Origin of the sequence: Erwinia pyrifoliae DSM 12163 (genome assembly GCF_000026985.1) — a bacterium.
Lineage (GTDB): Bacteria > Pseudomonadota > Gammaproteobacteria > Enterobacterales > Enterobacteriaceae > Erwinia > Erwinia pyrifoliae.
Window position 1 is genome coordinate 2,119,207 of record NC_017390.1, and the last position, 22,396, is coordinate 2,141,602.

Sequence of the window (22,396 nt, forward strand, 5' to 3'; positions counted from 1 at the left end):
CAGACCTGACCTTTCTTGCCAATAAAAAAGCCGGCAAAACCGGCTTAAAATGGGTTAATCCACAATACTTATTACTTCCAGCTGATTAAGCTGTAGTTCTTTTTACCCCGGCGCAGCAGAGTATATTGGCCGAACAGGCGGTCATCTTCAGCGAAAGCATACTCGGCATTGGTTTGCAGGCTTCCGTTGATACTGATTGATTTTGCGTCTATCAGTTTGCGAGCCTGGCCTCGAGAAGGTGCCAGTTCAGCATTCACCAGAGCCTGTTGCAGATCCAACCCGGCTTCCAGTTCGACACCCGGCATGCCATCCTGCGCCAGTTGCGCCAAATCATGGGCGGTCAACTCTGTCACACTGCCTGCAAACAGGCTTTGTGTAATGCGCTGTGCCGCAGTAAGACCCTCTTCTCCGTGCACCAACCTGGTGACCAGCTCGGCCAGCACAATTTGAGCACGCGGCGCTTTACCGCTATTTTTGTCTTCCTGCTCCAGCGTGTTAATGTCTTCAATGCTCATAAAGGTGAAGAATTTCAGGAAGCGATACACGTCCGCATCAGCAGTGTTAATCCAGAACTGGTAAAACTTGTACGGACTGGTTTTCTTCGCATCCAGCCAGACTGCTCCACCTTCCGTTTTACCGAATTTAGTTCCGTCAGATTTGGTGATCAAAGGCACGGTCAGACCGAACACCTGATTCTGGTGCAGACGGCGAGTCAGATCGATGCCTGAGGTGATATTGCCCCACTGGTCTGAACCACCAATTTGCAGCGCCACGCCGTGACGATCGTTCAGACAGGCAAAATCATAACCCTGCAGCAAATTGTAAGAGAATTCGGTGAAGGAGATGCCCTGGTCATCACGATTCAGGCGCTGTTTGACTGCTTCCTTGTTGATCATCTGGTTAACAGAGAAATGTTTACCGATGTCACGCAGAAAGGTCAGCACGTTCATGCTGCCAAACCAGTCATAGTTGTTCGCCGCAAGGGCGCTGTTATCGCCACAGTTGAAATCAAGGAACGGAGCAACCTGCTGGCGAATTTTTTCAACCCAGTCGTTAACGGTTTCGCTGGTGTTAAGCTTACGTTCTGCCGCTTTAAAACTGGGATCGCCGATCAACCCCGTAGCGCCACCGACTAACGCTACAGGCTTGTGGCCTGCATCCTGAAAGCGCTTCAGGCACAGCAACGGCACCAGATGCCCCAAGTGCAAGCTGTCGGCAGTTGGATCGAAACCACAATAGAGAGCGATGGGTCCCTGCGCCAGTCGTTCTGCTAACGCGTTTTCATCCGTTACCTGGGCAACAAGGCCCCGCTCTTGCAATTGTTTGATCAGGTTACTGCTGGCCATCTAAGACTCCATGTAAAAAAGTCTGCACCTAAGTTGGTACACTGCTTTGCGCTGAAGCGCGGAAAATAAGGCATATAGAATAAGGCGCTGAACCGAGCCGATCCAGCGCTTACGGCATTATTTCATATTTCACGGTGCCAGACGGTCAATTTTCCACGCATCGCCTTCACGCTGGTAGAAAAAACGGTCGTGCAGACGATGAACACCACCCTGCCAGAACTCTATTGAATCAATCCTGATGCGGTAGCCCCCCCAAAAGCTGGGTAAGGGTATTTCCCCCTGCTGGAATTTTTGCTTCAGCTCAAGGAACTTACCTTCCAGCACGCCGCGAGCAGAAATGCGGCTCGACTGCTTTGATACCCAGGCACCAAGCTGGCTGTCACGCGGTCGACTGTGGAAATACTTCAACACTTCTGGCGTAGACAAACGCTCAACGCTGCCCAGCACCATCACCTGGCGTTCCAGCATATACCACGGGAATAGCAGACTGATTCTCGGGTTTTTCTCCAGCTGCTGCGCCTTACGACTGCCGAGGTTGGTGTAAAACACCATGCCACGCGCATCGAAATGCTTGAGCAAAACCATACGCTGGTAAGGCTGGCCATGCTCGTCAACCGTCGCCACACACATTGCTGTTGGGTCAGGCAGCTGGGCCGCCACGGCCTGATCCAACCAATGTTCAAACAGGCTTAACGGGGTATCGGGAAGATCCTTGCGGCGCAGTCCGCCACGGGTATATTCACGCCGCAGATGGGCGATTTGTTGCAGGTGATCGCTATCGGTCATCGCTCAGGCTCTGATTTAAGGAGGATTCGCTTTATTGTGCGCCGCACACCGAAATTTTTCAACGGGTTAACAAGCCAGCAATGCTGCAGGCACAGGCCTTTTTTCCACGTTGTGCGCATAGCCGGCATCACAGGCGATAATATCGCCAATAGCATCATCACAACGGCCGATTTGCCGGGAATATCGCCCCGAGGACGCTGGCTTCCCGGGCGCCGGTAACTGAAGGTAAATTCCCCGGCAGCCCGCTTAGTGTGCGCCAGGCTAGCCAGGCAAACGCCAGCGCTTCCATATCATCACCGCCGATCCCGGCTTTATCTGTACTGATGACTTCCGTTCCGGAGAGGTGATCGGCAAGACGTGCCATAAGTAACCGATTGTTTGCGCCGCCACCACACACCAGTAAACGGTCGCAGCCTCCACCTAGCAAGACCTGCTGCGCAATGGTGGTTGCTGTCAGTTCGGTTAACGTTGCCTGTATGTCCTGCGGCGGCAAAGCAGGATAAGATGACAACTGATTTTCAAGCCAGCGCAGATTGAAGTATTCACGCCCGGTACTTTTCGGAGCATGAAGGGCGAAATACGGGTCACCCAGCATTTGTTGCAGCAATGGGCGGACGATATTACCTGCCGCTCCCCAGGCTCCGTCCTTATCGTAAGCTTTTCCCTGCTGTCGCCAAATCCAGGCATCCAACAGCATATTACCCGGCCCCGTATCGAATCCACGCAGCTTCTGCCCTGGAATGAGCAACGACAGATTTGCAATGCCGCCTATGTTCAGTACCATTCGACGCTCGGTCGGATGCATTAACACCGCTTGATGAAAAGCCGGAACCAGTGGAGCGCCCTGCCCCCCTAACGCCATATCGCGCCGCCGGAAATCCCCCACGACGGTAATACCCGTTAAGGCCGCTAACTGATTGTTATCGCCTATTTGTAGCGAGTTGGGTGCCTCGCCCTGCGGCTCGTGCCACACCGTTTGACCGTGGCATCCGATCGCCGTTATCTCTTCTCCTGACAGCCCCTGCTGCTTAAGGAGTGCCAGCACCGCTTCAGCAAACAGCCTGCCCAGCCGGGTGTCCAGCTGCCCCAGCTGCGATAACGTCAACGATTGCCCCTGGCAAATAGCCAGAATCTGCTGGCGTAATGCCTGAGGGATCGGATGATAGTAGCTGGCCTGCTGCGCTACCATATTTTCATCAATCACCGCCATAACCACATCAATCCCGTCGAGACTGGTCCCGGACATAACACCAATATATCTTCCTGATTTCATTAATTTTTCACCTTTTTTCCGTAAGCCAGGTCTGTGATTCATTGCGTGAGCCTGGCAAATTTATCTGATGAATTCTATCGTCTGACAATTTTAAATTTTTTTCTTCGTTCCAAAGAATATCGAACTGTGATTGTATCCACGTTCAGATAACACGGGTTAGTTTTATTGCTGAATCCACAACACACTTAATGTGAGAAACATCGCGATTATTGTCTTATAATAATGCGATTACACGCTGCCCGCCGAATGCTCGCAGCACCTGCAATAAATAGGAGTTTTTAAGATGATGATGCGTTTATTAATCGTGGCGCTTACCGGGGTAACGCTGGCTGGTTGTGTAAATGATAGCTCGCTTTCAGGTGATGTTTACTCGGCTTCTGAAGCAAAGCAGATTCAGAACGTCACTTACGGTACGCTGGTTTCCGTGCGTCCAGTACAAATTCAGGGTGATGATAATACGAATGTCATCGGTGCGATTGGCGGTGCAGTTTTGGGCGGCTTCCTTGGTAATACGGTTGGCGGCGGCACCGGACGCAGTCTGGCCACCGCAGCCGGGGCGGTTGCCGGTGGCGTAGCCGGCCAGGGCGTGCAGAGTTCCATGAACAAAAGTCAGGGCGTTGAGCTGGAAATTCGCCGCGATGATGGCAGCACTATTGCAGTGGTACAGAAACAGGCAGCCAGCCGTTATTCAGTGGGTCAGCGCGTAGCGATGACCTCTAACGGCCGCGAAGTTACCGTTTCCCCACGCTAGATACAGCTCATAATAAACCGGCCCCGCGCCGGTTTGTTATTCAACCCTTCCCTGCAGATAAAGAATATTCTTTTCTAATTTCGCCACCAGCATAACCATCTTAACGATCTCTGCTGGCGAGATGCCGTCCAGAATATCATCACGAGTGGCAGAAATAACATGCTCAACCTGAGTGATAATCGGTTCTGCCTGATGGGTCAGGCTGATTCTTTTCGCCCGACGGTCGTTAGAACAGGTACTGCGCGAAATCAGCCCCTTTTCTTCCAGCTGATCAAGGGTGCGCACCAACGATGGCTGTTCAATACCAATTGCTTTTGCCAGCTGGATTTGTGACTGCTCAGGCGGTAGTTTATGGATGTTATGCAATGTTATCCAGTGGGTTTGCGTCAACTCCAGCGGTTTAAGTCTCTGGTCAATGAGTGCTCGCCAAATGCGTACTAATCTGGCCATGTCTGTTCCCAATGGTGTGTCCAATTTCAACTCCCTATAACTAGCTTGCTAATTATCAAGCCACATTTTTAGTCTATTCTGCGAGTTTATAGAACAAAATACAAATCGTTCATTATCTGGAGGACGCTTGACTTTACAGGTGCCTTCCACGCGCCGGTGAAATGATGCCGGGGTAGCCGGTCAGTATTGCCCGCATCCCCCCTGCTGACCGGCTTTTTAAGGCCGAATGTATTTCCTGACGTTATTCTAAGATTTGCTGCAAAATTTACATTCTGGCTTTTAGCCTGGTAGACGACGCGATCTGCCCGAAAGTCATCTGGCGATTTTCCGGTTAGCTATTTCCGCTTGATGCGAAAAAATGTGAAAGGCTTAACGCTATTTGATGTCGATTCAGCCGCGATACATTAAATTGTTGAATAGCGGCCTGAAGCTTAACAAAGCACTATATTAATTTTCACTCTGATGGTTTAACGTACAAACATGATAAAATTTGCGTGGGTATATATCTTTAATGGCTTTCAGGGAGGAAAATATGCAGCAAGAAATAAGGTTAACACCGTCATGTGACGATATGACAGCGATCAAACTATCTCAGCAGGAAATAAAAAGAGATATCCATGAGCTGCGTAAGGAGGTTAAAGAGGATACTGGTGCTCTACGTCAGGAGGTTAAACAGGACATAAGCGCTTTACGCCAAGAGGTCAAACAGGACTTTGAGGCTTTGCGCACGGAAGTCAAACAGGACATTGGTGCTCTGCATCAAGGAATGAATAACGATATGAGTCATTTGCGTCAGGATATGTACAGACTTCAGCAGCATGCCCGCACCGACTTCAGACTGCTGTTCGGCGCGCTGATTTCCCTGGCGATTGGCATGTCAGGCCTTGTAGCGAAAGCATTCAACTGGATTTAAGCATTTTAAATTACAGTCTGGAAACGGGGGCGGTTTGAGAGCGAAGACTGTAACGTCATCACGTTATCGAGGCGGTTTTCCGAATAAATCGGCAGTCAGGACAATGGACCCTGTAAANAATTCTGTGTAACTGCCACCGTATTAAAGGTGATCGCTCAGGCGNTCACCGAACTCGATAATAAAACGGCTCATTGCCAGCCGCCAGTTCTGGATCGGCATATTCCATTTTTTTGACGCANCCTTGATCGCCAGATAAATCACTTTCCGCACCGAGTCGTCTGTCGGGAANACCTTTCGCTTTTTGATGGCTGCGCGGATCACGCTGTTCAGTGATTCGATGGCGTTCGTGGTGTAGATAGCCTTACGGATATCGGGCGGATAGCCGAAGAACGTATTAAGATTTTCCCAGTGTGTGCGCCAGCTCTTACTGATTTGCGGGTATTTCTCGTCCCAGATGCCTGCAAACTTATCCAGCGCCATCAGCGCCGCCTCTTCTGTCGGAGCCTGATACACCTTTTTCAGCCCGCCGGTGACGGCTTTGTAGTCCTTCCACGACACGTATTTCAGGCTGTTGCGCACCATATGAATAATACACAGCTGGATATGCGTCTGAGGATAAACGCTGTTTATCGCATCCGGGAAGCCCTTCAGTCCGTCCACACAGGCAATCAGGATGTCCTGAAGGCCCCGNTTTTTAAGCTCTGTCAGCACGCTGAGCCAGAACTTCGCGCCTTCGTTTTCTGCCAGCCACATGCCCAACAGCTCTTTCTGGCCTTCGGTATTAATGCCCAGAGCAAGGAAGACGGCTTTGTTAATCACGCTGCCANCGTGACGAACTTTCACCACGATACAGTCAAGATAAACAATGGGATAAAGTGCATCCAACGGGCGGTTCTGCCATTCAGCAACCTGCTCTTTAACCGCGTCGGTGACTTTTGAAATCAGCGTGGGCGACACGTCNGCATCGTACATTTCCCTGAACGTGGCGACGATTTCCCGCGTGGTCATTCCTTTGGCGTACAGAGATAAAATCTGGCTGTCCATCTGCGTGATACGCGTCTGGCTTTTCTTTATCAACTGAGGCTGANAGGTGTTTTCACGGTCACGGGGCGTGCTGAGTTCAATCTCGCCGTCGTCGCACAGCANCGTTTTTGATGAGTAGCCGTTTCGGGTATTCGAGCCTGCTTTGGGAGCATTTTTCTCGTGCCCGGGGTGCTCTGTCAGNTCAGCATTNAGTGCTGTTTCAACGGTAAGCTTCGTCAGCATGCGGGAAAACGCATTGAGNTCGGCTTCGGTTTTAAGGCCTTTAGCCAGTTCAGCCGCAAGGGCCTTGAGTTTCTTTTCGTCCATAATGTGCCTGTCTCCGTTGTTGGAATGAACATATCAAAAACAGGCAGATACACAATTTAAATTACAGGCTCGGACAATGCCAAACTTCAGCTCTGAATAGGCATGCTCCATTTTCCTGCGCACTTATCGGCCCCTGATAAAGTAACTGCATCAAACTGTTTTCATTCGTCAAAGCGCCTTGCGTTTGATCTGTTTCCTGAACGGCCTGTGCACCGATTTAATAGCCTTTGTGGTGTGAATCACTTTGCGGATCATTGCCAGATATCGGAAGCTATACGCCATGATTTACCCATTTCTTCCGCCATGACTGAAGCACCACCGGATACTGGCTGACCCATTTTTCTTCCATTATGTCCAGTGCCCATTCAGCCGGCAGTTTTTAAAGGGAAGACCAGACGGATTTATCATTTACCGACGATTGGCTAAAACAATGTTGGCTGGTACGGTTCATCCGCAGTCGAAGTGACTGTCACGCGCTGTTGGCGTAACTGGCGCTGGCAACAAAGGCGCAGAATTTCCCTTTTCTGCGTATCACTGGATGTCATCCAGCTAAAGCGTTCTTCACGGCTGCGCCAACAACCGCGACAGTAGCCACGCTCATTAACCTCACACATCCCTTTGCAAGGACTGGATAGCGGGAAAAATTCAAGTTGCTCAGCCACGACTGCTCCGGATTATTGCATCTGCTTTAATTGAAGTCGGCTCAGGGAATGTCTGCAAGCTTTAGCAGATGATTATTGCCAAAATAATCACGTATCGAGCGCAAAGCCTGACGGCTTTTCTCCGGCAGCACCCGCTCCAGCGTTAAAACGGTTAACGTCAGTGGCTGAGCTCGCCATTCAGGTAGTAGCAACATCAGTTGGCCGGTATGCAGCTCTTTCTGAATTTGCAACAGCGGCTGCAGTGCTCCCCATACCTGCCACGGTGAATGACCGTATCACCTGCATACTGTACTGACAATCTGACCTTCTGCCATGAAATGGCGACAAGCCCGCAGCGATTAGCGTGGCTGACCCCGCAGTGGCGATACTCAATGAAATTGCACGACCGCAGCATATTCGTCAACAATTTACTATTGGTTACTCATTTTTAGGACAACCGTTGGCAGTTCATTCATTTTGTTTGGAAACAGTTAAGGCTTAACTAAGATTTTCTGGTTAATCTGGTGGCATATTTTATTATAACTGGACTGCCATGAAATTATTCTTATCCAAACTACGTTGTAACGAAATCACCTTTAACTGTGGCGCGGCGGCATTTTTCACCGTGGCGCTAAATTGCGGTTTCCTGCTTCGCGCCTGGCAAACTCTCTCTTTTTATCATTTGCGCGATTATCTTTACGCAGCATCTATCCCGGTGGTTCTGTTCTGTGCCTTCATGGTCATCTTCAATGTCATGGCATTGCCCTGGCTACGTAAGCCTCTGCTGGCCATTTTAATTATAGCCAGCGCCGCCGCTAATTATTTTATGTTCAACTTCGGCACAGTTATCGATACCAACATGATACAGAATGTATTCGAAACTGATATGCAGGAGGCCTCGGCGCTTTTAAGCGTTAACTATCTTATATGGTTATTGCTGCTGGGTGCACTTCCGGTGGCCGTTATGTTCCTGTGCCGTATTAAAAATAACCGACCCTGGTGGCTTTCTGCTGCCTGGCGCGTTCTGACTTCTCTGGCTGCCCTTCTGTTAATTGTTCTTGTAGCGGCGTTTTTTTACAAAGATTACGCATCAATGTTCCGCAATAACAAAGGACTGGTGAAAATGGTCACCCCGGCTAACGTGGTGAACGGCATCGGTTATTATGTTAATAGCCACTGGTTCTCCAGAAATCAGGAGCTGATTGCTATTGGCCTGGATGCGAAGAAAGGGAAAGTCATTACCGGCAGTAAAAAGAAAACGCTGGTGGTCTTCGTGCTCGGCGAGACGGCGCGGGCGGAAAATTTCTCGCTGGGTGGCTATACGCGAGAAACTAATCCGAAGTTACAGCGCGATAATGTTATTTACTACCAGCATGCCACATCCTGCGGAACCGAAACGGCCATCTCGGTTCCCTGTATGTTTTCCAATATGTCACGCCAGAACTATGACGCCAGCCTGGCTCGGCATCAGGAAGGTTTACTTGATGTGATGGCTCACGCTGGTATCAATGTGTTGTGGCGTGAGAATGACGGCGGTTGCAAAGGTGCCTGCAACCGCGTGCCGCATAGCGACATGACCAAATGGCAAGTAAGTGAGTTGTGCAGAAGCGATTATTGCCTGGATGATGTGTTGCTGCACCGGCTGAACTATTACATCGACAGTATCAAAGATGACTCTGTCATCGTGCTGCATCAGATGGGCAGTCACGGGCCAGCTTATTATTTGCGCTATCCACCGGAAGCACGCCAGTTCACACCAACCTGTGACAGCAACCAGATCCAGAACTGCGATCGCCAGACGCTGATTAACACCTATGACAATACCATTCTGTATACCGATACAATGCTGGACAACACTATCAATCTGCTTAAGTCTTACAATGACAAATTTAACGTGGCGATGATTTACCTCTCCGACCACGGTGAGTCACTGGGCGAACGTGGAATGTATCTTCACGGCACGCCTTATCTGTTTGCCCCGTCTCAACAGACACATATTCCTTTCTTACTTTGGATGTCGCCCGACTATGCCACAACATTTGGCATCGATCGGCAATGTCTGCAACAGCAGGCTAAGGTTAAGGATGTCTCTCAGGACAACCTGTTCCATACCCTGTTAGGAATGATGGATATAGAAACGCAAGAGTACAAGCCGGCGCTTGATATGATCCGTTCGTGCCGCAACCAGGGCTGACGGTTGAAACCGACCGCTCGGTCTAGTACGCTGCGACGATGAATAAAACGACCCGATTTGATACTCGTGAGCATTTGTTAAACACCGGCGAACAACTTTGCCTGCAGCGAGGCTTTAACGGCATGGGCCTGATCGAGCTGCTCAGGCAAGCAGAAGTGCCTAAAGGGTCGTTTTACTATTATTTTCCCTCAAAGGAAGCTTTCGGCGTGGCGATGCTACAGCGCTATTTTGCCCGTAATCACCAATACCTGAATGATTTCCTTAACGATCACCAAGGTAGTTACCGCCAGCGCGTGCTGGATTATTACGATCGGTTGCTACTAAGCTGTCAGGTGAGCAGCTTTGCCGGATGCCTTTACGTAAAGCTTTCTGCCGAAGTCTGCGATCTCTCTGAAGCCATGCGCGGCGCGCTGGAAGCGGGTTCGTCAAAAATGATCGGCTCTCTGGCTGCCACGCTAAACAAGGCACAGCAGCAGGGTACGCTTTCTGGTCAGCTAAACTGTGCATCCTGTGCGCAGACCATTTATACACTTTGGCTGGGAGCCAGTCTGCAAAGCAAAATATGCCGTGAAAAGACCCCATTGCTAAATGCGCTTCAGGAGATGGGGTACATCCTGCGCGGAGCTTAAAAAATATCACTTACTAATCGACCGGTCTACCAGGAGCGAATGATGAAACTGAACACCCTTTTTACCCCACTCAAATTGGGGGCCATTACCGTGCCAAACCGTATCTTTATGGCTCCTTTAACGCGTCTGCGCAGCATTGAGCCAGGCGATATTCCCACTCCATTGATGGGTGAATATTATCGTCAGCGTGCCAGTGCCGGGCTGATTATTACCGAGGCTACGCAGATTACATATCAGGCAAAAGGCTATGCGGGTGCGCCTGGACTGCACTCATCACAACAAATTGCCGCCTGGAAACAAATCAACGAAGGTATTCATCAGGACGGCGGCCATAGTGCCGTTCAGCTGTGGCATACCGGAAGGATCTCACATGCCAGTCTGCAACCAGGCGGTGCTGCTCCGGTATCTGCTTCAGCCATTAATGCTGAAACCCGAACCACCCTGCGTGATGCCAGTGGACATCCGGTACGTGAGGCAACCTCAACGCCACGTCCATTGAGCACTAAAGAAGTGGGCGGAATCGTTGATGACTTCCGTCAGGCGGTGATCAATGCGCGTGAAGCCGAATTCGACCTGGTTGAACTGCATGCGGCACATGGCTATCTCATCCATCAGTTCCTGTCTCCGGCCTCTAACCAGCGTGATGACAAGTACGGCGGAACGATTGAGAATCGAACCCGTTTCGCTTTGGAAGTTGTTGACGCGGCAATAGCCAGTTGGCAAGCCGACCGGATTGGCATTCGTATTTCTCCCCTTGGCCCGTTTAACGGCCTTGACAATGGTCAAGACCAGGAAGAAGCCGCCTTATATTTCATTGGCGAACTGGCAAAGCGTAAACTTGCCTACCTGCATATTTCCGAACCTGACTGGGCAGGTGGCAAACCTTATACCCGCGAATTCCGCCAGGCGATCCGCGCGGCATATCCTGGCGTGATCGTTGCTGCCGGCGGTTTTAACGCCGAGAAAGCCGAAACACTAATCGAACAAGGTCTGATTGATGCCGTTGCTTTTGGCCGCAGTTATATTGCCAATCCCGACCTGGTTGAACGTCTGAAAGATGGCGCAAGTCTTAACGAACCACAGCCAGAAACCTTCTACGGCGGCAATGCTGCAGGCTATACCGATTATCCAAAACTTGGTGAGCACGCCTGATGCTCGCACCTTTTAGCATTATCGCTACACTTGGTTTTACGTCATCTGACAAATGACTCTGATAAAAGAGGATGTTATGCGTTTACTTCACACCATGCTGCGCGTTGGCGATCTGCAACGTTCCGTCGATTTCTATACCAAAGTTCTGGGCATGCGCCTGTTACGCACCAGTGAAAATGCCGAATACAAATATACCCTCGCCTTTGTCGGCTACAGCGAAGAGAGCGAAGGCGCAGTTATCGAACTGACCTATAACTGGGACGTGGATAAATACAACCTCGGTGATGCATACGGTCATATTGCTCTGGGCGTGGACGATGTTGCAACTACCTGTAATCGCATCCGTAATGATGGCGGCAACGTTACCCGCGAAGCCGGCCCGGTGAAAGGCGGTACCACCATCATTGCGTTCGTAGAGGATCCGGACGGCTATAAGATTGAACTTATTGAAAATAAACACGCTGGTCACGGTATCGGCAACTAAGCTTTTTTGGGGTGCTTCCCAGGCACCCCGCTCCCCCCCTGCTGCATCCCCCAACAAAATTTGCCATAATGCGCGCTGCCTTTTATCGCCAATGAGAAGCCGATGTCTGAATCGAATGAACTGAATACCCTGAGCAGCCGTTTTCGCGGTTTTTATCCAGTAGTGATTGATGTCGAAACCGCAGGTTTTGATGCCAAAACGAACGCCCTACTGGAGATTGCGGCAGTAACGCTGAAAATGGATAGTGATGGCTGGCTGGAAAAAGATGATACCCTTCACTTCCACGTTGAGCCTTTTGCCGGTTCAGTTCTGCTTCCTGAAGCACTGACATTTAATGGAATCGATCCTACTAATCCTCTTCGCGGGGCGGTCAGTGAATACGAAGCGCTTCACGCTATTTTCAAACTGGTGCGTAAAGGGATTAAGGACAGCGGCTGTAACCGGGCGGTTATGGTGGCGCATAATGCGACGTTCGATCTCAACTTTATGAACGCCGCAGCAGAACGTGCCAGTCTGAAACGAAACCCTTTCCATCCCTTCGTAACCTTTGATACCGCTGCGCTTAGCGGGCTGGCGCTGGGGCAAACCGTGCTGGCAAAAGCCTGTCACGCAGCAGGAATGGCGTTCGACAGTGCACAGGCGCATTCGGCCTTGTACGACACGCTGCAAACGGCGGATCTGTTCTGTGAATTGGTTAACCGGTGGAAACGTCTTGGCGGTTGGCCACTGCCCGCTGCTGCAGAGAGCTGTCCCGGCAACTAACTTAGGGGGGAAATAGCCTTTAATACCTGATGTTCTTCTGTTCAGGGGCTGGAAGCCAAATATGATGGCCTGAGGCAACAGCTCAACGCAATTCCCGGGCGGTGAGTTGAAATCGTTGACGCTGTAAGTGAGGAGGCCGTCAGAGGGAAGCCGTTTGCTCCAGATGAGTGATCAAGCCGGGGTATGGCGAAACGCCGAAGTGAAATGCCAGTCAGTTATTATCACTGACTGGCTTGAAAGTTTCATCACGCCCATTCAGACGCCAGCCAAGGCGATTACTCTGCGGCGTCAGTTGGGTATTTCTGGGCGGTTTCTTTGATCAACTGTTGCAGTTCACCACGCTGATACATCTCGATGATGATATCGCAACCGCCGACCAACTCACCGTCAACCCACAGCTGCGGGAACGTTGGCCAGTTTGCATATTTTGGCATTTCAGCACGAATGTCCGGGTTTTGCAGGATATCCACATACGCAAAACGCTCGCCACAGGCGGAGAGCGCCTGTACGGCCTGAGCAGAAAAACCGCAGCTCGGTAGCTTCGGCGAGCCTTTCATATACAACAGGATTGGGTTTTCTGCGATCTGGCGCTGAATTTTTTCAACAGTACTCATAAATGCCTTCCTCAATACGATACTTCGTGTATAGGCTGTAGCCAGCCAATATTGTAGCTATTCTGACCTGAGGTTGAAAATGACATTTTCAATACTTATCGGGTTTTCACCCGGTTAACGGTCAGAGGATGGTAACAAAATAACATTTTCTTCTGAGCTTTGCTGCATCCGTTGACAAATAGTTAAGGTAACGCACTGAGTTAACAGACTGATTATATATGTTAAACTATCGACCACGGCTGTATTATTGTAACAAAAAAGACCTTACCTTTTGCTCTCCATTTAGTTTAGAATTCTTACAACCTTCTGCCAGCGTGCAGAATTGACTATTTACCCTCGCATTGCTGCCTGCCGCAATGCACGAACTGTTAATGGAAATGATGCGTCTATTCATTACGCTTTTCATGCTCGCTTTCGCTCAGCTATTTTTTAATATGGCGCACGCATCGCCACAGGCTCCTGTTAATGCCGATCGGCACAAAGCTGACCGAAATATCGCGCGCGAAGATGAACGACGCAAAAAACGCCCGGTAAAAGCTTCCACAACCAAAAAAATCAAACAACCTCCGGTAAAAAAAACTAAACAACCCGCACGACCGGCGCAGCTAAGCACGGCGAAAAAACAAAAGTTAAAAAATAAAACCACTGTCGTTAAGCGCCCAACAAAAAAAAGCAACACGGTTAAAAGCCAGTCTGCCTACAAACCCGGCATCAAAAAGACAATAAAAAAACGTTACGGCAGGCAGCGTGCAGATCGTAAGACGGCTCTGTCGGCCCCTATAAAGCTCAGTAATGCGCATCGCATTCGTTATCAAAAAGCGCGTGAAAGCGCAGTGAATAAACTGATGGGCCAGCTGGGTAAACCCTATCTGTGGGGTGGCAGCTCGCCTAAAACCGGGTTTGACTGCAGTGGCCTGGTTTGGTACGCCTATAAAGATTTAGTAAAATTCAAAATTCCTCGCACCGCAAATGAGATGTATCACCTGCGCGATGCCGCTCCGATCAGGCGTGACAGGCTTGAGAAGGGCGATTTGGTGTTCTTCCGTCTCAACAGTAAAAGTCGCGCCGATCATGTAGGCGTCTATCTCGGCGGCGGTAAATTCATTCAGTCACCACGAACAGGTAAAGATATTCAGGTCAGCACACTGGGTGATGATTTCTGGCAAGAACATTACATAGGCGCTCGTCGCGTGGTGACACCGAAGACGGTTCGTTAACCGCTGGCAGACAATTTTCCCGCCGGGCCGCGAGACGAAACGCATTGCTGCCTCGTAATCAACGATTCCGTCTGGACTCATCGTTATCAATTTCGGTAAGTGATTTAACTTCGCCATTACCCACATTGGGTTAACAGTCTGCAATTATTCCTATCGTTAACAGTAAACATCTCGTTTTCTTTGCGCAGCCTTGTTAGAATTCATCCTCTGCGTTGCGCAACGGTGCCAAAATTTGGCTAAGCCAGCACTGCGCGTCCTGTTACGGACAAACCTTACCCCTTCCCGATTCTTTGAGACAGCCCCCAATCATTCTGTCCAGTCGGGAAAAGCCTGCATCCAGGCAAACGATTAACAAACCAGTTATCAGCAGGTTACTGATAACACCAGGAGTAGGATTTTCATGGCAACAATTAAGGACGTGGCAAAGCGCGCGGGTGTTTCTACCACCACCGTGTCGCACGTCATAAACAAAACACGCTTTGTCGCCGAAGAGACGCGTGAAGCGGTATGGGTGGCTATTAAAGCATTGCATTACTCACCAAGCGCCGTAGCTCGTAGCCTGAAGGTAAACCACACCAAAACCATTGGCCTGCTGGCAACCTCAAGCGAAGCACCCTATTTTGCAGAAATCATCGAAGCGGTGGAGCACCGCTGCTTTGCTCAAGGCTATACCCTGATTCTGGGCAATGCGCATAACAATATCCAAAAGCAGCAGGCTTATCTGTCGATGATGGCGCAAAAACGCGTGGATGGCCTGCTGGTCATGTGCTCTGAATACCCGGACGCGCTGATTGCGATGTTAGAAGATAACCGCAATATTCCGATGGTGGTAATGGATTGGGGCAAGTCACGCGGTGACTTTACCGACACGGTACTGGATAACGCATTTGATGGCGGCTATCTGGCGGGGCGTTATCTGATTGAACGCGGGCACCGTGACATTGCTGCCATCCCGGGTCAGTTGGAACGCAACACCGGGGGCGGGCGCCATGCGGGCTTTCTGAAAGCACTGGCCGAGGCCGGGATCACACTGCGTGATGAGTGGCTGGTACAGGGTGATTTTGAACCTGAATCCGGTTATCTTGCTATGCAACAGATCCTGGCGCAGAAACAGCGTCCGACCGCCGTATTTTGCGGAGGCGATATCATGGCGATGGGCGCAATCTGTGCAGCAGATGAAATGGGACTGCGCGTGCCGCAAGACATCTCGGTGATCGGTTATGATAACGTGCGCAACGCCCGATACTTCACTCCGGCGTTGACGACCGTACATCAACCGAAAGAGCGTCTCGGTGAGACCGCCTTTGATATGTTAATCGATCGCATTACCAGCAAACGTGAAGAGTCCCAGACCATTGAGGTTTATCCTTCTCTTATCGAACGACGTTCGGTGGCGGACGGACCTTACCGCGACTACCGCCGTTAATTGCGCATCGGCCCCGGATGCTGTTGCTCGCTCAGCCACTCGGCCTTCAGGGTTTCCGTGCTACCAAGATATTCCAGCAGCCAGCTCAGCGCCGGTGAGGCGCTTTGTTCCGACCAGCTCAGACAGCACGGACTGTCTGGAAAAGGTGAGCTAAGCGCCAGCTCACGCAGTTCGTTTCTCTGCAACAACGGTTGGGCGAAATGGCCCGGCACCATGCCAACGCATAACCCCGCGCCCAGACAATCAAAGGCGCTTTCCCAGTCAGGCACAACCAGCCGCCGCTGATTATCCAGCGTCCATGTTGTGCGTTTGGGTAGCGCGCGTGAGGTATCTTCCAGCACCAGCGAAGGCCACTCGCGTATCCACTCTTCAGTCAGCGGCCCGGGGCGGCTGACTAACGGGTGTAGCGCATTAACCACACAGCGCCAGTTCAGGCTTCCCATATCACGAAAAGCGAAACGCCCGCCAACCGGAACCGCCTGTGTAGCACCTATCGCCACATCCACCCGCCCGTCTGCCAGCGCGTCCCAAACGCCGTTAAACACTTCTGGCATGATATGCAGCTCCATGTCAGGAAAGTGGCGGTAAAAATCCACCACCAGCTGCCGCGTACGCGACGGGCGTACGATGCGATCGACAGCGATATTGAGCTGCCCGCGCCAGCCGTTTGCCACCTGCTGACAGCGGCGGCGCGTGGCTATCATTTTTTTGATGACAAACCTGCCTTCCTCGCTAAATACCCGTCCGGCGTCGGTTAACACCACATCACGATGCCGCCTTTCAAACAGACTTACGGCCAGCCATTCCTCAAGCTGGCGCACCGTATAGCTTACCGCAGAGGGCACACGATGTAGCTCAGCGGCAGCGGCGGTAAAACTTCCGGTCCGGGCCACGGCATCAATAACTTCCAGTGAATGTTCAGACCACATATTTGCCTTCAAAAAAATTCATGTCGATTGACTAATATTAGCGTTTCACAGACTGTCCTGCACGCGATTACACTGCTCAGGCTAAAAATGGACTGATAAGAGTTGATCAACATGTATTCTAAAGGTTTTATGATTTACCTTGCGCTGCTAAGCATGCTGGGTTTCCTTGCCACCGATATGTACCTGCCCGCATTTGGTGTGATGCAGCAAGATCTGCATACTCCAGCCGGGGCTATCAGCGCCAGCCTGAGTATTTTTCTGGCCGGTTTTGCCTGTGCGCAACTGGTATGGGGGCCTCTTTCAGACCGCATCGGGCGTAAGCCAGTACTGTTGATGGGTCTGAGTCTGTTTGCTATCGGCTGTGCCGCCATGCTTTGGGTTAATTCAGCGGCTTCGCTGCTGGCATGGCGATTTGTGCAGGCTGTCGGCGTCTGTGCTGCGGCCGTAAGCTGGCAGGCTCTGGTCGTTGACCGCTACAGCGCTGCCCGGGCCAACCGTGTGTTTGCCACCATCATGCCGCTGGTCGCGCTCTCCCCGGCGCTGGCCCCGCTGTTGGGTGCCTGGCTGTTAGCGCATTTTTCATGGCAGTCCATCTTCGTTACGCTGTTACTGATTACTCTGCTGCTGCTGGTGCCTACCTTGCGCCTGCCATCACCACCACGGGGGGATAAAAGCGCGCCTGAAATCGCCGCTCCCGGTTTTGTAACCCTGCTTAAATCCCCCCTGTACAGCGGTAATGTCGCAATCTATGCGGCCTGTTCTGCCAGCTTCTTCGCCTGGCTTACCGGTTCACCGTTTATTTTGGGTAGTTTAGGGCTTTCACCTGCCGATATTGGCCTGAGCTATGTGCCGCAAACGGTCGCTTTCCTTATTGGTGGCTTTAGCTGTCGCGCGCTTTTAAGTCGATTCGCCGCGCGCAAGATCCTCCCCTGGCTGCTGATGTTCTACAGTCTGAGCATTGTTACGCTCTGGCTGATTGCGCAACATCCCCAGCCTGCTCTGTGGGCTCTTATGCTGCCGTTCTGCGGCATGGCAATGGCGAATGGCGCAATCTACCCTATTGTTGTGTCCAGCGCCCTGCTGCCCTTCCCTCATGCCACCGGTAAAGCGGCCGCCTTGCAGAATATGTTGCAGCTTGGCCTGTGCTTTCTCGCCAGCATGGTCGTATCTTCATTGATTGATGCAGCTCTGGATGCCACCGTGCTGGTGATGCTGGCCACCATTTTAATCGCAGCCGTGGGCTATTTTGTGCAGCGCACGGCGGAGCGTGAACTCGTGTTGCGAACGGAAAAAATCACGCCTGAAATCAACCCAACAAATAGTTAGCAAGATAACAATAATTCATTGAATAATTGAAAATGCAGGCATATACATCTTAAATGTCATAAAAAATAATAACTTATTATTTTTTATGACCGGGGTAATTGCCGTGCAGGCTTCCTGCAATTATCCTGAAGGCCGCAGCGCCGGGCTTATGACGGGCGGCCGCAGTCCCAGCTTCTGATGTTCAATCAATCCTCTTTCACATGGGTTAACAGGCCGTGATATTTGCCGTGTGTGCACCCTCACAAATCTGCGAAAATTGACTATTCTTTTTCTCAGGTATCAATCGCACAAGATGATGGAGAAGCTATGAGTTCATCATGTATTGAAGATGAAAGCCTGGGGGATAATCAGTGGTACCGAATCGTCCAGGAAATATTGAGTAAGGCCGATATTCAAGTTAACGGATCCCGCCCCTCTGACATTCAGGTGAGTAACCCTGACTTCTTTAAGCGAGTGCTGCAGGAAGGTTCATTAGGGCTGGGTGAAAGCTATATGGATGGCTGGTGGGAGTGCGAACGCCTGGATATTTTTTTTCAGCGCGCGCTCAATGCCCACCTTGACCGACAGCTTCCCCATCATTTTAAAGATACATTGCGTATCGCCGCTTCACGTTTAACTAATTTACAGTCTCGCAAACGTGCCTGGATAGTGGGTAAAGAACATTATGATCTGGGTAACGATCTCTTCACCAAAATACTGGACCCGTACATGCAGTATTCCTGTGGTTACTGGAAACGAGCTGAAACGCTTGATCAGGCTCAAGAGGCGAAGCTGGAGCTGATTTGTGCAAAACTACAACTTAAGCCCGATATGACGCTTTTAGACATTGGCTGTGGCTGGGGAGGTCTGGCTGAATACGCTGCACGTCATTACGGCGTTAGCGTCGTGGGTGTCACTATTTCTGTCGAGCAGCAGAAATTGGCTCAGCAGCGCTGCGAAGGCCTGAGCGTAGATATCCTGCTGCAGGATTATCGCGACCTCAGTCAGCAATTTGACCGCATCGTTTCCGTGGGTATGTTTGAACACGTCGGCCCGAAAAATTATGCTACCTATTTTGACGTGGTCGATCGTAATCTGAAACCCGATGGCGTCTTCCTGCTGCACACTATTGGAGCCAGTAATACTAACGATCACGTCGACCCGTGGATTAACAAATACATTTTCCCCAATGGCTGCCTGCCCTCGGTGCGCCATATCGCTGACGCCAGCGAGCCACATTTTGTCATGGAAGACTGGCATAACATGGGGGCTGATTATGACGTCACGCTGATGAGCTGGTATCAGCGTTTTCTGACAACCTGGCCGCAGCTGTCAGACAAATATGGCGAGCGTTTCAAACGTATGTTCTCTTACTATCTTAATGCCTGCGCTGGCGCATTTCGTGCCAGAGATATTCAACTCTGGCAAGTGGTCTTTACCCGTGGAACAGAGGGTGGGATCCGCGTAGCGCGTTAAGAAACTGAAGATGGACAGGGCGGCTGAAAGCCGCCCTGTCGTCAGCTACTCCCGGGAAGCATTACCCTGTTCTTCTGCCACCGTGGCAGCTAGCAGCTCTGCTTCACGGCGCGCCAGTACCCGCTCAACGGTTTCAACTATCGCCTGCGTCTGCGGATCGATTTCGATGTTCACCCGCTGACCAAGTCGTTTGCTGCCCAGGGTGGTACGCGCCAGAGTTTCCGGGATCAGATGCACACAGAATTTAGTCCGCGTCACCTCACCAACGGTCAGGCTGATACCGTCGATGCCTATATATCCCTTATGCAAAATATATTTCATCTGGCTGACATCCTGCGGCTTAAACCAGATCTCGCGGTTATTTTCCGCAGTGAGTATTCTGGTAATTTCGGCGGTAGTCATAATATGACCGGACATCAGATGACCGCCGATTTCATCACTGAATTTTGCGGCACGCTCTACGTTAACCGTGTCACCGACATTCAGGGTACCGAGATTGGTGATACGAAGCGTCTCCTTTATCAGATCAAAGCTCACGCGATCGCCTTCCACGCCGGTCACCGTCAGGCAACAGCCATTATGTGAAACCGATGCCCCCAGCTGCAAACCATGCAGGAGTTCCGGCGGCATTTTGACTACGTGAGTACGAAAATTAGGTTTCTCTTCAATCGCCAGCACCTCGGCGGTGCCCTGCACAATACCTGTAAACATGATTTTGCCTCAATATAACTGTTTTCCTGCTGCTTAGTTTGCCCTGGCAACGTGCCAAAGCCAAACAATGCACAGCAACATTGCGTGACACAAAGTGCCATTTTTATATCAGTTGATTGGCTATTTAACTCATGAGCATTAGAATAATTCCCCCCTGCGAACCGGCATAAAAATGCCGTTTTCCTCAGCGGTCTCCTCATTCTCTCAGAACCCGAATATTTCTCGATAAAGGGTAAACAATTAAGGTGTGTGTGTGCAGAAGTACCTCTCAGAGGCGGGTCAGTTATTAGCCCTGGCTATCCCGGTGATCCTTGCGCAGGTTGCGCAAACATCCATGGGCTTCGTTGATACAGTGATGGCAGGTGCCGTAAGCGCCACGGATATGGCCGCCGTTGCAGTAGGAACCTCAATCTGGTTGCCTGCTATTCTTTTTGGCCACGGAATACTGCTGGCCTTAACCCCGGTGGTGGCACAGCTTAACGGCTCTGGCCGCCGCGACCTGATTGCCCATCAGGTACGCCAGGCTTACTGGCTGGCGGCAATGGTTTCCGTGCTGATCATGGTCGTATTGTATAATGCCGGCTATCTGATCGGAGCCATGCACAATGTTGACCCGCTGTTATCGCAAAAGGCCATCGGTTATCTGCATGCCCTGCTCTGGGGTGCGCCGGGCTACCTGTTCTTTCAGGTAGCCCGCGATCGGTGTGAAGGGCTGTCAAAAACCAAACCGGCGATGGTCGTGGGTTTTCTCGGTCTGCTGGTCAATATTCCACTCAATTACGTCTTTATTCATGGCCATTTGGGCATGCCTGCCCTCGGTGGCGTCGGCTGCGGAGTGGCTACCGCTTCGGTATATTGGGTGATGTTTATCGTCATGAAAGCCTGGAGTAACCGGGCAAAATCTATGCGTGACCTCCACCTGCCGCAGCGCTTTAGCGCCCCCGACTGGAAAACGATAGGTCGTCTGACCGGCCTTGGCCTGCCTGTGGCACTTGCACTTTTTTTTGAAGTGACGTTGTTCGCCGTGGTGGCGTTACTGGTATCACCATTGGGGATTGTCAATGTGGCCGGGCATCAAATTGCACTGAACTTCAGCTCACTGATGTTTGTACTGCCGTTATCGCTGGGCGTGGCAACCACTATCCGCGTTGGCCACCGTCTGGGACAAGGGTCGGCAGAAGAGGCAAAAGTGGCTGCATGGACGGCTCAGGGCGTAGGCATGTGTATGGCCTGTGTAACCGCGCTGTTTACCATCAACTTTCGCGAGCAAATCGCCGAGCTGTATACTGATGATCCGCAAGTTATCACCATGGCAGCTCAGCTGATGCTACTGGCAGCCGTTTACCAGTTCTCTGACTCTGTACAGGTGATAGGCAGCGGCGTGCTACGAGGTTATAAAGATACCCGTTCGATCTTCTTTATCACTTTCATCGCCTACTGGATCCTCGGCTTGCCGGTAGGTTATCTGCTGGCGATGACAGACCTGGTGCTGCCGGCAATGGGGCCAGCTGGATTCTGGATCGGCTTCATTATCGGTCTTACCTCATCTGCCATTATGATGATTTGGCGTATGCGCCGCCTGCAACGCGAGCCAGATGCGATGCTCCTGGCGCGCGCAGCGCGTTGACCTTGCGGCTAATGTCGCCGCAAGGTGGTTAAAAGTGCTGCGCTTCGCTCAGTTGCGCAGCAATCAGTCCGGAAAAGAATTTTTCTACTTGCCAGGCGTGCGGGCTACCGTTAATATTCGTCCCCGCTGTCACCATGACAGGCATGTGCGTCCGTAGCTCAGTTGGTTAGAGCACCACCTTGACATGGTGGGGGTCGGTGGTTCGAGTCCACTCGGACGCACCAATTTTACATTGCAGCTGGTAATGCTGTTATGTGAAGGTAAAACAGTTTATGCGTCCGTAGCTCAGTTGGTTAGAGCACCACCTTGACATGGTGGGGGTCGGTGGTTCGAGTCCACTCGGACGCACCAATTGTTTTA

General features: G+C 51.1%; 22 protein-coding genes, 2 tRNA genes and 1 pseudogene. 14 read left to right on the forward strand and 11 right to left on the reverse strand.

The genetic code is table 11. The features are described from left to right. Positions 1-71: 71 nt before the first annotated feature. The 3 genes from tyrS to anmK form a co-directional block, all read right to left on the reverse strand. Positions 72-1,346, reverse strand: a complete 1,275-nt coding sequence (gene tyrS, locus EPYR_RS09445) for a tyrosine--tRNA ligase (protein WP_012668183.1) — start codon at positions 1,344-1,346, stop codon at positions 72-74. Positions 1,347-1,475: 129 nt separating this feature from the next. Then, entirely contained in the window at positions 1,476-2,132 is a 657-nt protein-coding gene (gene pdxH / locus EPYR_RS09450) for a pyridoxamine 5'-phosphate oxidase (protein ID WP_012668184.1), read from the reverse strand. Positions 2,133-2,289: 157 nt separating this feature from the next. Then, on the reverse strand, positions 2,290-3,405 hold the full coding sequence (gene anmK, locus EPYR_RS09455; protein WP_012668185.1) for an anhydro-N-acetylmuramic acid kinase: 1,116 nt from the start codon (positions 3,403-3,405) through the stop codon (positions 2,290-2,292). A gap of 283 nt (positions 3,406-3,688) precedes the next feature. Between anmK and EPYR_RS09460 the strand changes: the two genes are divergently transcribed. Continuing rightward, entirely contained in the window at positions 3,689-4,156 is a 468-nt protein-coding gene (locus EPYR_RS09460) for an outer membrane lipoprotein (protein WP_014538955.1), read from the forward strand. A gap of 36 nt (positions 4,157-4,192) precedes the next feature. On the opposite strand, the gene slyA is transcribed toward EPYR_RS09460, so the two are convergent. Then, on the reverse strand, positions 4,193-4,630 hold the full coding sequence (slyA, locus tag EPYR_RS09465) for a transcriptional regulator SlyA (protein WP_041473999.1): 438 nt from the start codon (positions 4,628-4,630) through the stop codon (positions 4,193-4,195). A 508-nt stretch (positions 4,631-5,138) separates the two neighbouring features. On the opposite strand from slyA, the gene EPYR_RS09470 reads away from it, so the two are divergent. After that, a complete protein-coding gene (locus EPYR_RS09470) occupies positions 5,139-5,519 on the forward strand; it encodes a hypothetical protein (RefSeq protein ID WP_012668188.1) in 381 nt (126 codons plus the stop codon). 141 nt (positions 5,520-5,660) lie between these two features. Here EPYR_RS09470 and EPYR_RS09475 read toward each other — a convergent pair whose 3' ends face one another. From EPYR_RS09475 to EPYR_RS09480, 4 genes and pseudogenes are all read right to left on the reverse strand, one after another. After that, entirely contained in the window at positions 5,661-6,869 is a 1,209-nt protein-coding gene (locus tag EPYR_RS09475; RefSeq protein WP_014538957.1) for an IS256 family transposase, read from the reverse strand. An 86-nt stretch (positions 6,870-6,955) separates the two neighbouring features. Beyond that, positions 6,956-7,248 (reverse strand): annotated as a pseudogene (locus EPYR_RS21525) (transposase); the annotation flags it as partial. A gap of 43 nt (positions 7,249-7,291) precedes the next feature. Further along, positions 7,292-7,531 (reverse strand): DUF1289 domain-containing protein, encoded by a 240-nt coding sequence (locus EPYR_RS19200; RefSeq protein ID WP_012668190.1) that lies wholly within the window; start codon positions 7,529-7,531, stop codon positions 7,292-7,294. A 41-nt stretch (positions 7,532-7,572) separates the two neighbouring features. Further along, positions 7,573-7,761, reverse strand: coding sequence for a hypothetical protein (locus tag EPYR_RS09480; protein WP_012668191.1), 189 nt, complete (start codon positions 7,759-7,761; stop codon positions 7,573-7,575). 302 nt (positions 7,762-8,063) lie between these two features. Between EPYR_RS09480 and eptA the strand changes: the two genes are divergently transcribed. The 5 genes from eptA (at position 8,064) to rnt (ending at position 12,731) form a co-directional block, all read left to right on the forward strand. Continuing rightward, the gene (eptA, locus tag EPYR_RS09485; RefSeq protein WP_012668192.1) at positions 8,064-9,704 is read left to right on the forward strand and encodes a phosphoethanolamine transferase EptA; all 1,641 of its coding nucleotides are present in this window, start codon (positions 8,064-8,066) and stop codon (positions 9,702-9,704) included. Between the two features lie 38 nt (positions 9,705-9,742). Continuing rightward, positions 9,743-10,333, forward strand: coding sequence for a TetR/AcrR family transcriptional regulator (locus tag EPYR_RS09490; protein ID WP_012668193.1), 591 nt, complete (start codon positions 9,743-9,745; stop codon positions 10,331-10,333). A gap of 42 nt (positions 10,334-10,375) precedes the next feature. Beyond that, positions 10,376-11,485 carry an alkene reductase gene (nemA, locus tag EPYR_RS09495; RefSeq protein ID WP_012668194.1) on the forward strand — a complete coding sequence of 370 codons (1,110 nt, stop codon included), beginning with the start codon at positions 10,376-10,378 and terminating at the stop codon, positions 11,483-11,485. A gap of 76 nt (positions 11,486-11,561) precedes the next feature. After that, positions 11,562-11,969: a lactoylglutathione lyase gene (gene gloA, locus EPYR_RS09500; protein WP_012668195.1), complete on the forward strand. Its 408-nt coding sequence runs from the start codon at positions 11,562-11,564 to the stop codon at positions 11,967-11,969. 102 nt (positions 11,970-12,071) lie between these two features. Continuing rightward, positions 12,072-12,731, forward strand: coding sequence for a ribonuclease T (gene rnt / locus EPYR_RS09505; protein ID WP_012668196.1), 660 nt, complete (start codon positions 12,072-12,074; stop codon positions 12,729-12,731). Positions 12,732-13,006: 275 nt separating this feature from the next. On the opposite strand, the gene EPYR_RS09510 is transcribed toward rnt, so the two are convergent. After that, entirely contained in the window at positions 13,007-13,345 is a 339-nt protein-coding gene (locus EPYR_RS09510) for a Grx4 family monothiol glutaredoxin (protein ID WP_004169715.1), read from the reverse strand. Positions 13,346-13,725: 380 nt separating this feature from the next. Here EPYR_RS09510 and EPYR_RS09515 point away from each other — a divergent pair, with 380 nt between their 5' ends. Next, entirely contained in the window at positions 13,726-14,562 is an 837-nt protein-coding gene (locus EPYR_RS09515; protein WP_012668197.1) for a C40 family peptidase, read from the forward strand. A gap of 400 nt (positions 14,563-14,962) precedes the next feature. Then, positions 14,963-15,988: an HTH-type transcriptional repressor PurR gene (purR, locus tag EPYR_RS09520; RefSeq protein WP_012668198.1), complete on the forward strand. Its 1,026-nt coding sequence runs from the start codon at positions 14,963-14,965 to the stop codon at positions 15,986-15,988. Here the strand turns inward: purR and punR are convergent. Then, positions 15,985-16,917, reverse strand: a complete 933-nt coding sequence (gene punR, locus EPYR_RS09525; RefSeq protein WP_012668199.1) for a DNA-binding transcriptional activator PunR — start codon at positions 16,915-16,917, stop codon at positions 15,985-15,987. The genes purR and punR overlap by 4 nt on opposite strands. Before the next feature lie 111 nt (positions 16,918-17,028). On the opposite strand from punR, the gene punC reads away from it, so the two are divergent. Both punC and cfa read left to right on the forward strand, forming a co-directional pair. Beyond that, positions 17,029-18,243, forward strand: a complete 1,215-nt coding sequence (punC, locus tag EPYR_RS09530) for a purine nucleoside transporter PunC (protein WP_012668200.1) — start codon at positions 17,029-17,031, stop codon at positions 18,241-18,243. 306 nt (positions 18,244-18,549) lie between these two features. After that, positions 18,550-19,698: a cyclopropane fatty acyl phospholipid synthase gene (gene cfa / locus EPYR_RS09535; RefSeq protein WP_012668201.1), complete on the forward strand. Its 1,149-nt coding sequence runs from the start codon at positions 18,550-18,552 to the stop codon at positions 19,696-19,698. A 45-nt stretch (positions 19,699-19,743) separates the two neighbouring features. On the opposite strand, the gene EPYR_RS09540 is transcribed toward cfa, so the two are convergent. Continuing rightward, positions 19,744-20,409 carry a riboflavin synthase gene (locus EPYR_RS09540; protein ID WP_012668202.1) on the reverse strand — a complete coding sequence of 222 codons (666 nt, stop codon included), beginning with the start codon at positions 20,407-20,409 and terminating at the stop codon, positions 19,744-19,746. Positions 20,410-20,662: 253 nt separating this feature from the next. Here EPYR_RS09540 and EPYR_RS09545 point away from each other — a divergent pair, with 253 nt between their 5' ends. From EPYR_RS09545 to EPYR_RS09555, 3 genes are all read left to right on the forward strand, one after another. After that, complete coding sequence (locus tag EPYR_RS09545; protein WP_012668203.1) at positions 20,663-22,036, forward strand: MATE family efflux transporter; 1,374 nt, start codon at positions 20,663-20,665, stop codon at positions 22,034-22,036. Positions 22,037-22,183: 147 nt separating this feature from the next. Next, positions 22,184-22,260: transfer RNA gene (locus EPYR_RS09550), tRNA-Val, on the forward strand. A gap of 50 nt (positions 22,261-22,310) precedes the next feature. Further along, positions 22,311-22,387 (forward strand) — tRNA-Val (locus EPYR_RS09555). Positions 22,388-22,396 lie beyond the last annotated feature (9 nt).

Bases quoted from the DNA above. Each gene is read 5' to 3' on its own strand.
- punR (WP_012668199.1), bottom strand. From the start codon at position 16,917: ATGTGGTCTGAACATTCACTGGAAGTTATTGATGCCGTGGCCCGGACC.
- EPYR_RS09470 (WP_012668188.1), top strand. From the start codon at position 5,139: ATGCAGCAAGAAATAAGGTTAACACCGTCATGTGACGATATGACAGCG.
- pdxH (WP_012668184.1), bottom strand. From the start codon at position 2,132: ATGACCGATAGCGATCACCTGCAACAAATCGCCCATCTGCGGCGTGAA.
- rnt (WP_012668196.1), top strand. From the start codon at position 12,072: ATGTCTGAATCGAATGAACTGAATACCCTGAGCAGCCGTTTTCGCGGT.
- punC (WP_012668200.1), top strand. From the start codon at position 17,029: ATGTATTCTAAAGGTTTTATGATTTACCTTGCGCTGCTAAGCATGCTG.
- anmK (WP_012668185.1), bottom strand. From the start codon at position 3,405: ATGAAATCAGGAAGATATATTGGTGTTATGTCCGGGACCAGTCTCGAC.
- cfa (WP_012668201.1), top strand. From the start codon at position 18,550: ATGAGTTCATCATGTATTGAAGATGAAAGCCTGGGGGATAATCAGTGG.
- EPYR_RS09540 (WP_012668202.1), bottom strand. From the start codon at position 20,409: ATGTTTACAGGTATTGTGCAGGGCACCGCCGAGGTGCTGGCGATTGAA.
- eptA (WP_012668192.1), top strand. From the start codon at position 8,064: ATGAAATTATTCTTATCCAAACTACGTTGTAACGAAATCACCTTTAAC.
- EPYR_RS09510 (WP_004169715.1), bottom strand. From the start codon at position 13,345: ATGAGTACTGTTGAAAAAATTCAGCGCCAGATCGCAGAAAACCCAATC.
- tyrS (WP_012668183.1), bottom strand. From the start codon at position 1,346: ATGGCCAGCAGTAACCTGATCAAACAATTGCAAGAGCGGGGCCTTGTT.
- EPYR_RS09460 (WP_014538955.1), top strand. From the start codon at position 3,689: ATGATGATGCGTTTATTAATCGTGGCGCTTACCGGGGTAACGCTGGCT.
- nemA (WP_012668194.1), top strand. From the start codon at position 10,376: ATGAAACTGAACACCCTTTTTACCCCACTCAAATTGGGGGCCATTACC.
- EPYR_RS09490 (WP_012668193.1), top strand. From the start codon at position 9,743: ATGAATAAAACGACCCGATTTGATACTCGTGAGCATTTGTTAAACACC.
- purR (WP_012668198.1), top strand. From the start codon at position 14,963: ATGGCAACAATTAAGGACGTGGCAAAGCGCGCGGGTGTTTCTACCACC.
- gloA (WP_012668195.1), top strand. From the start codon at position 11,562: ATGCGTTTACTTCACACCATGCTGCGCGTTGGCGATCTGCAACGTTCC.
- EPYR_RS09515 (WP_012668197.1), top strand. From the start codon at position 13,726: ATGCGTCTATTCATTACGCTTTTCATGCTCGCTTTCGCTCAGCTATTT.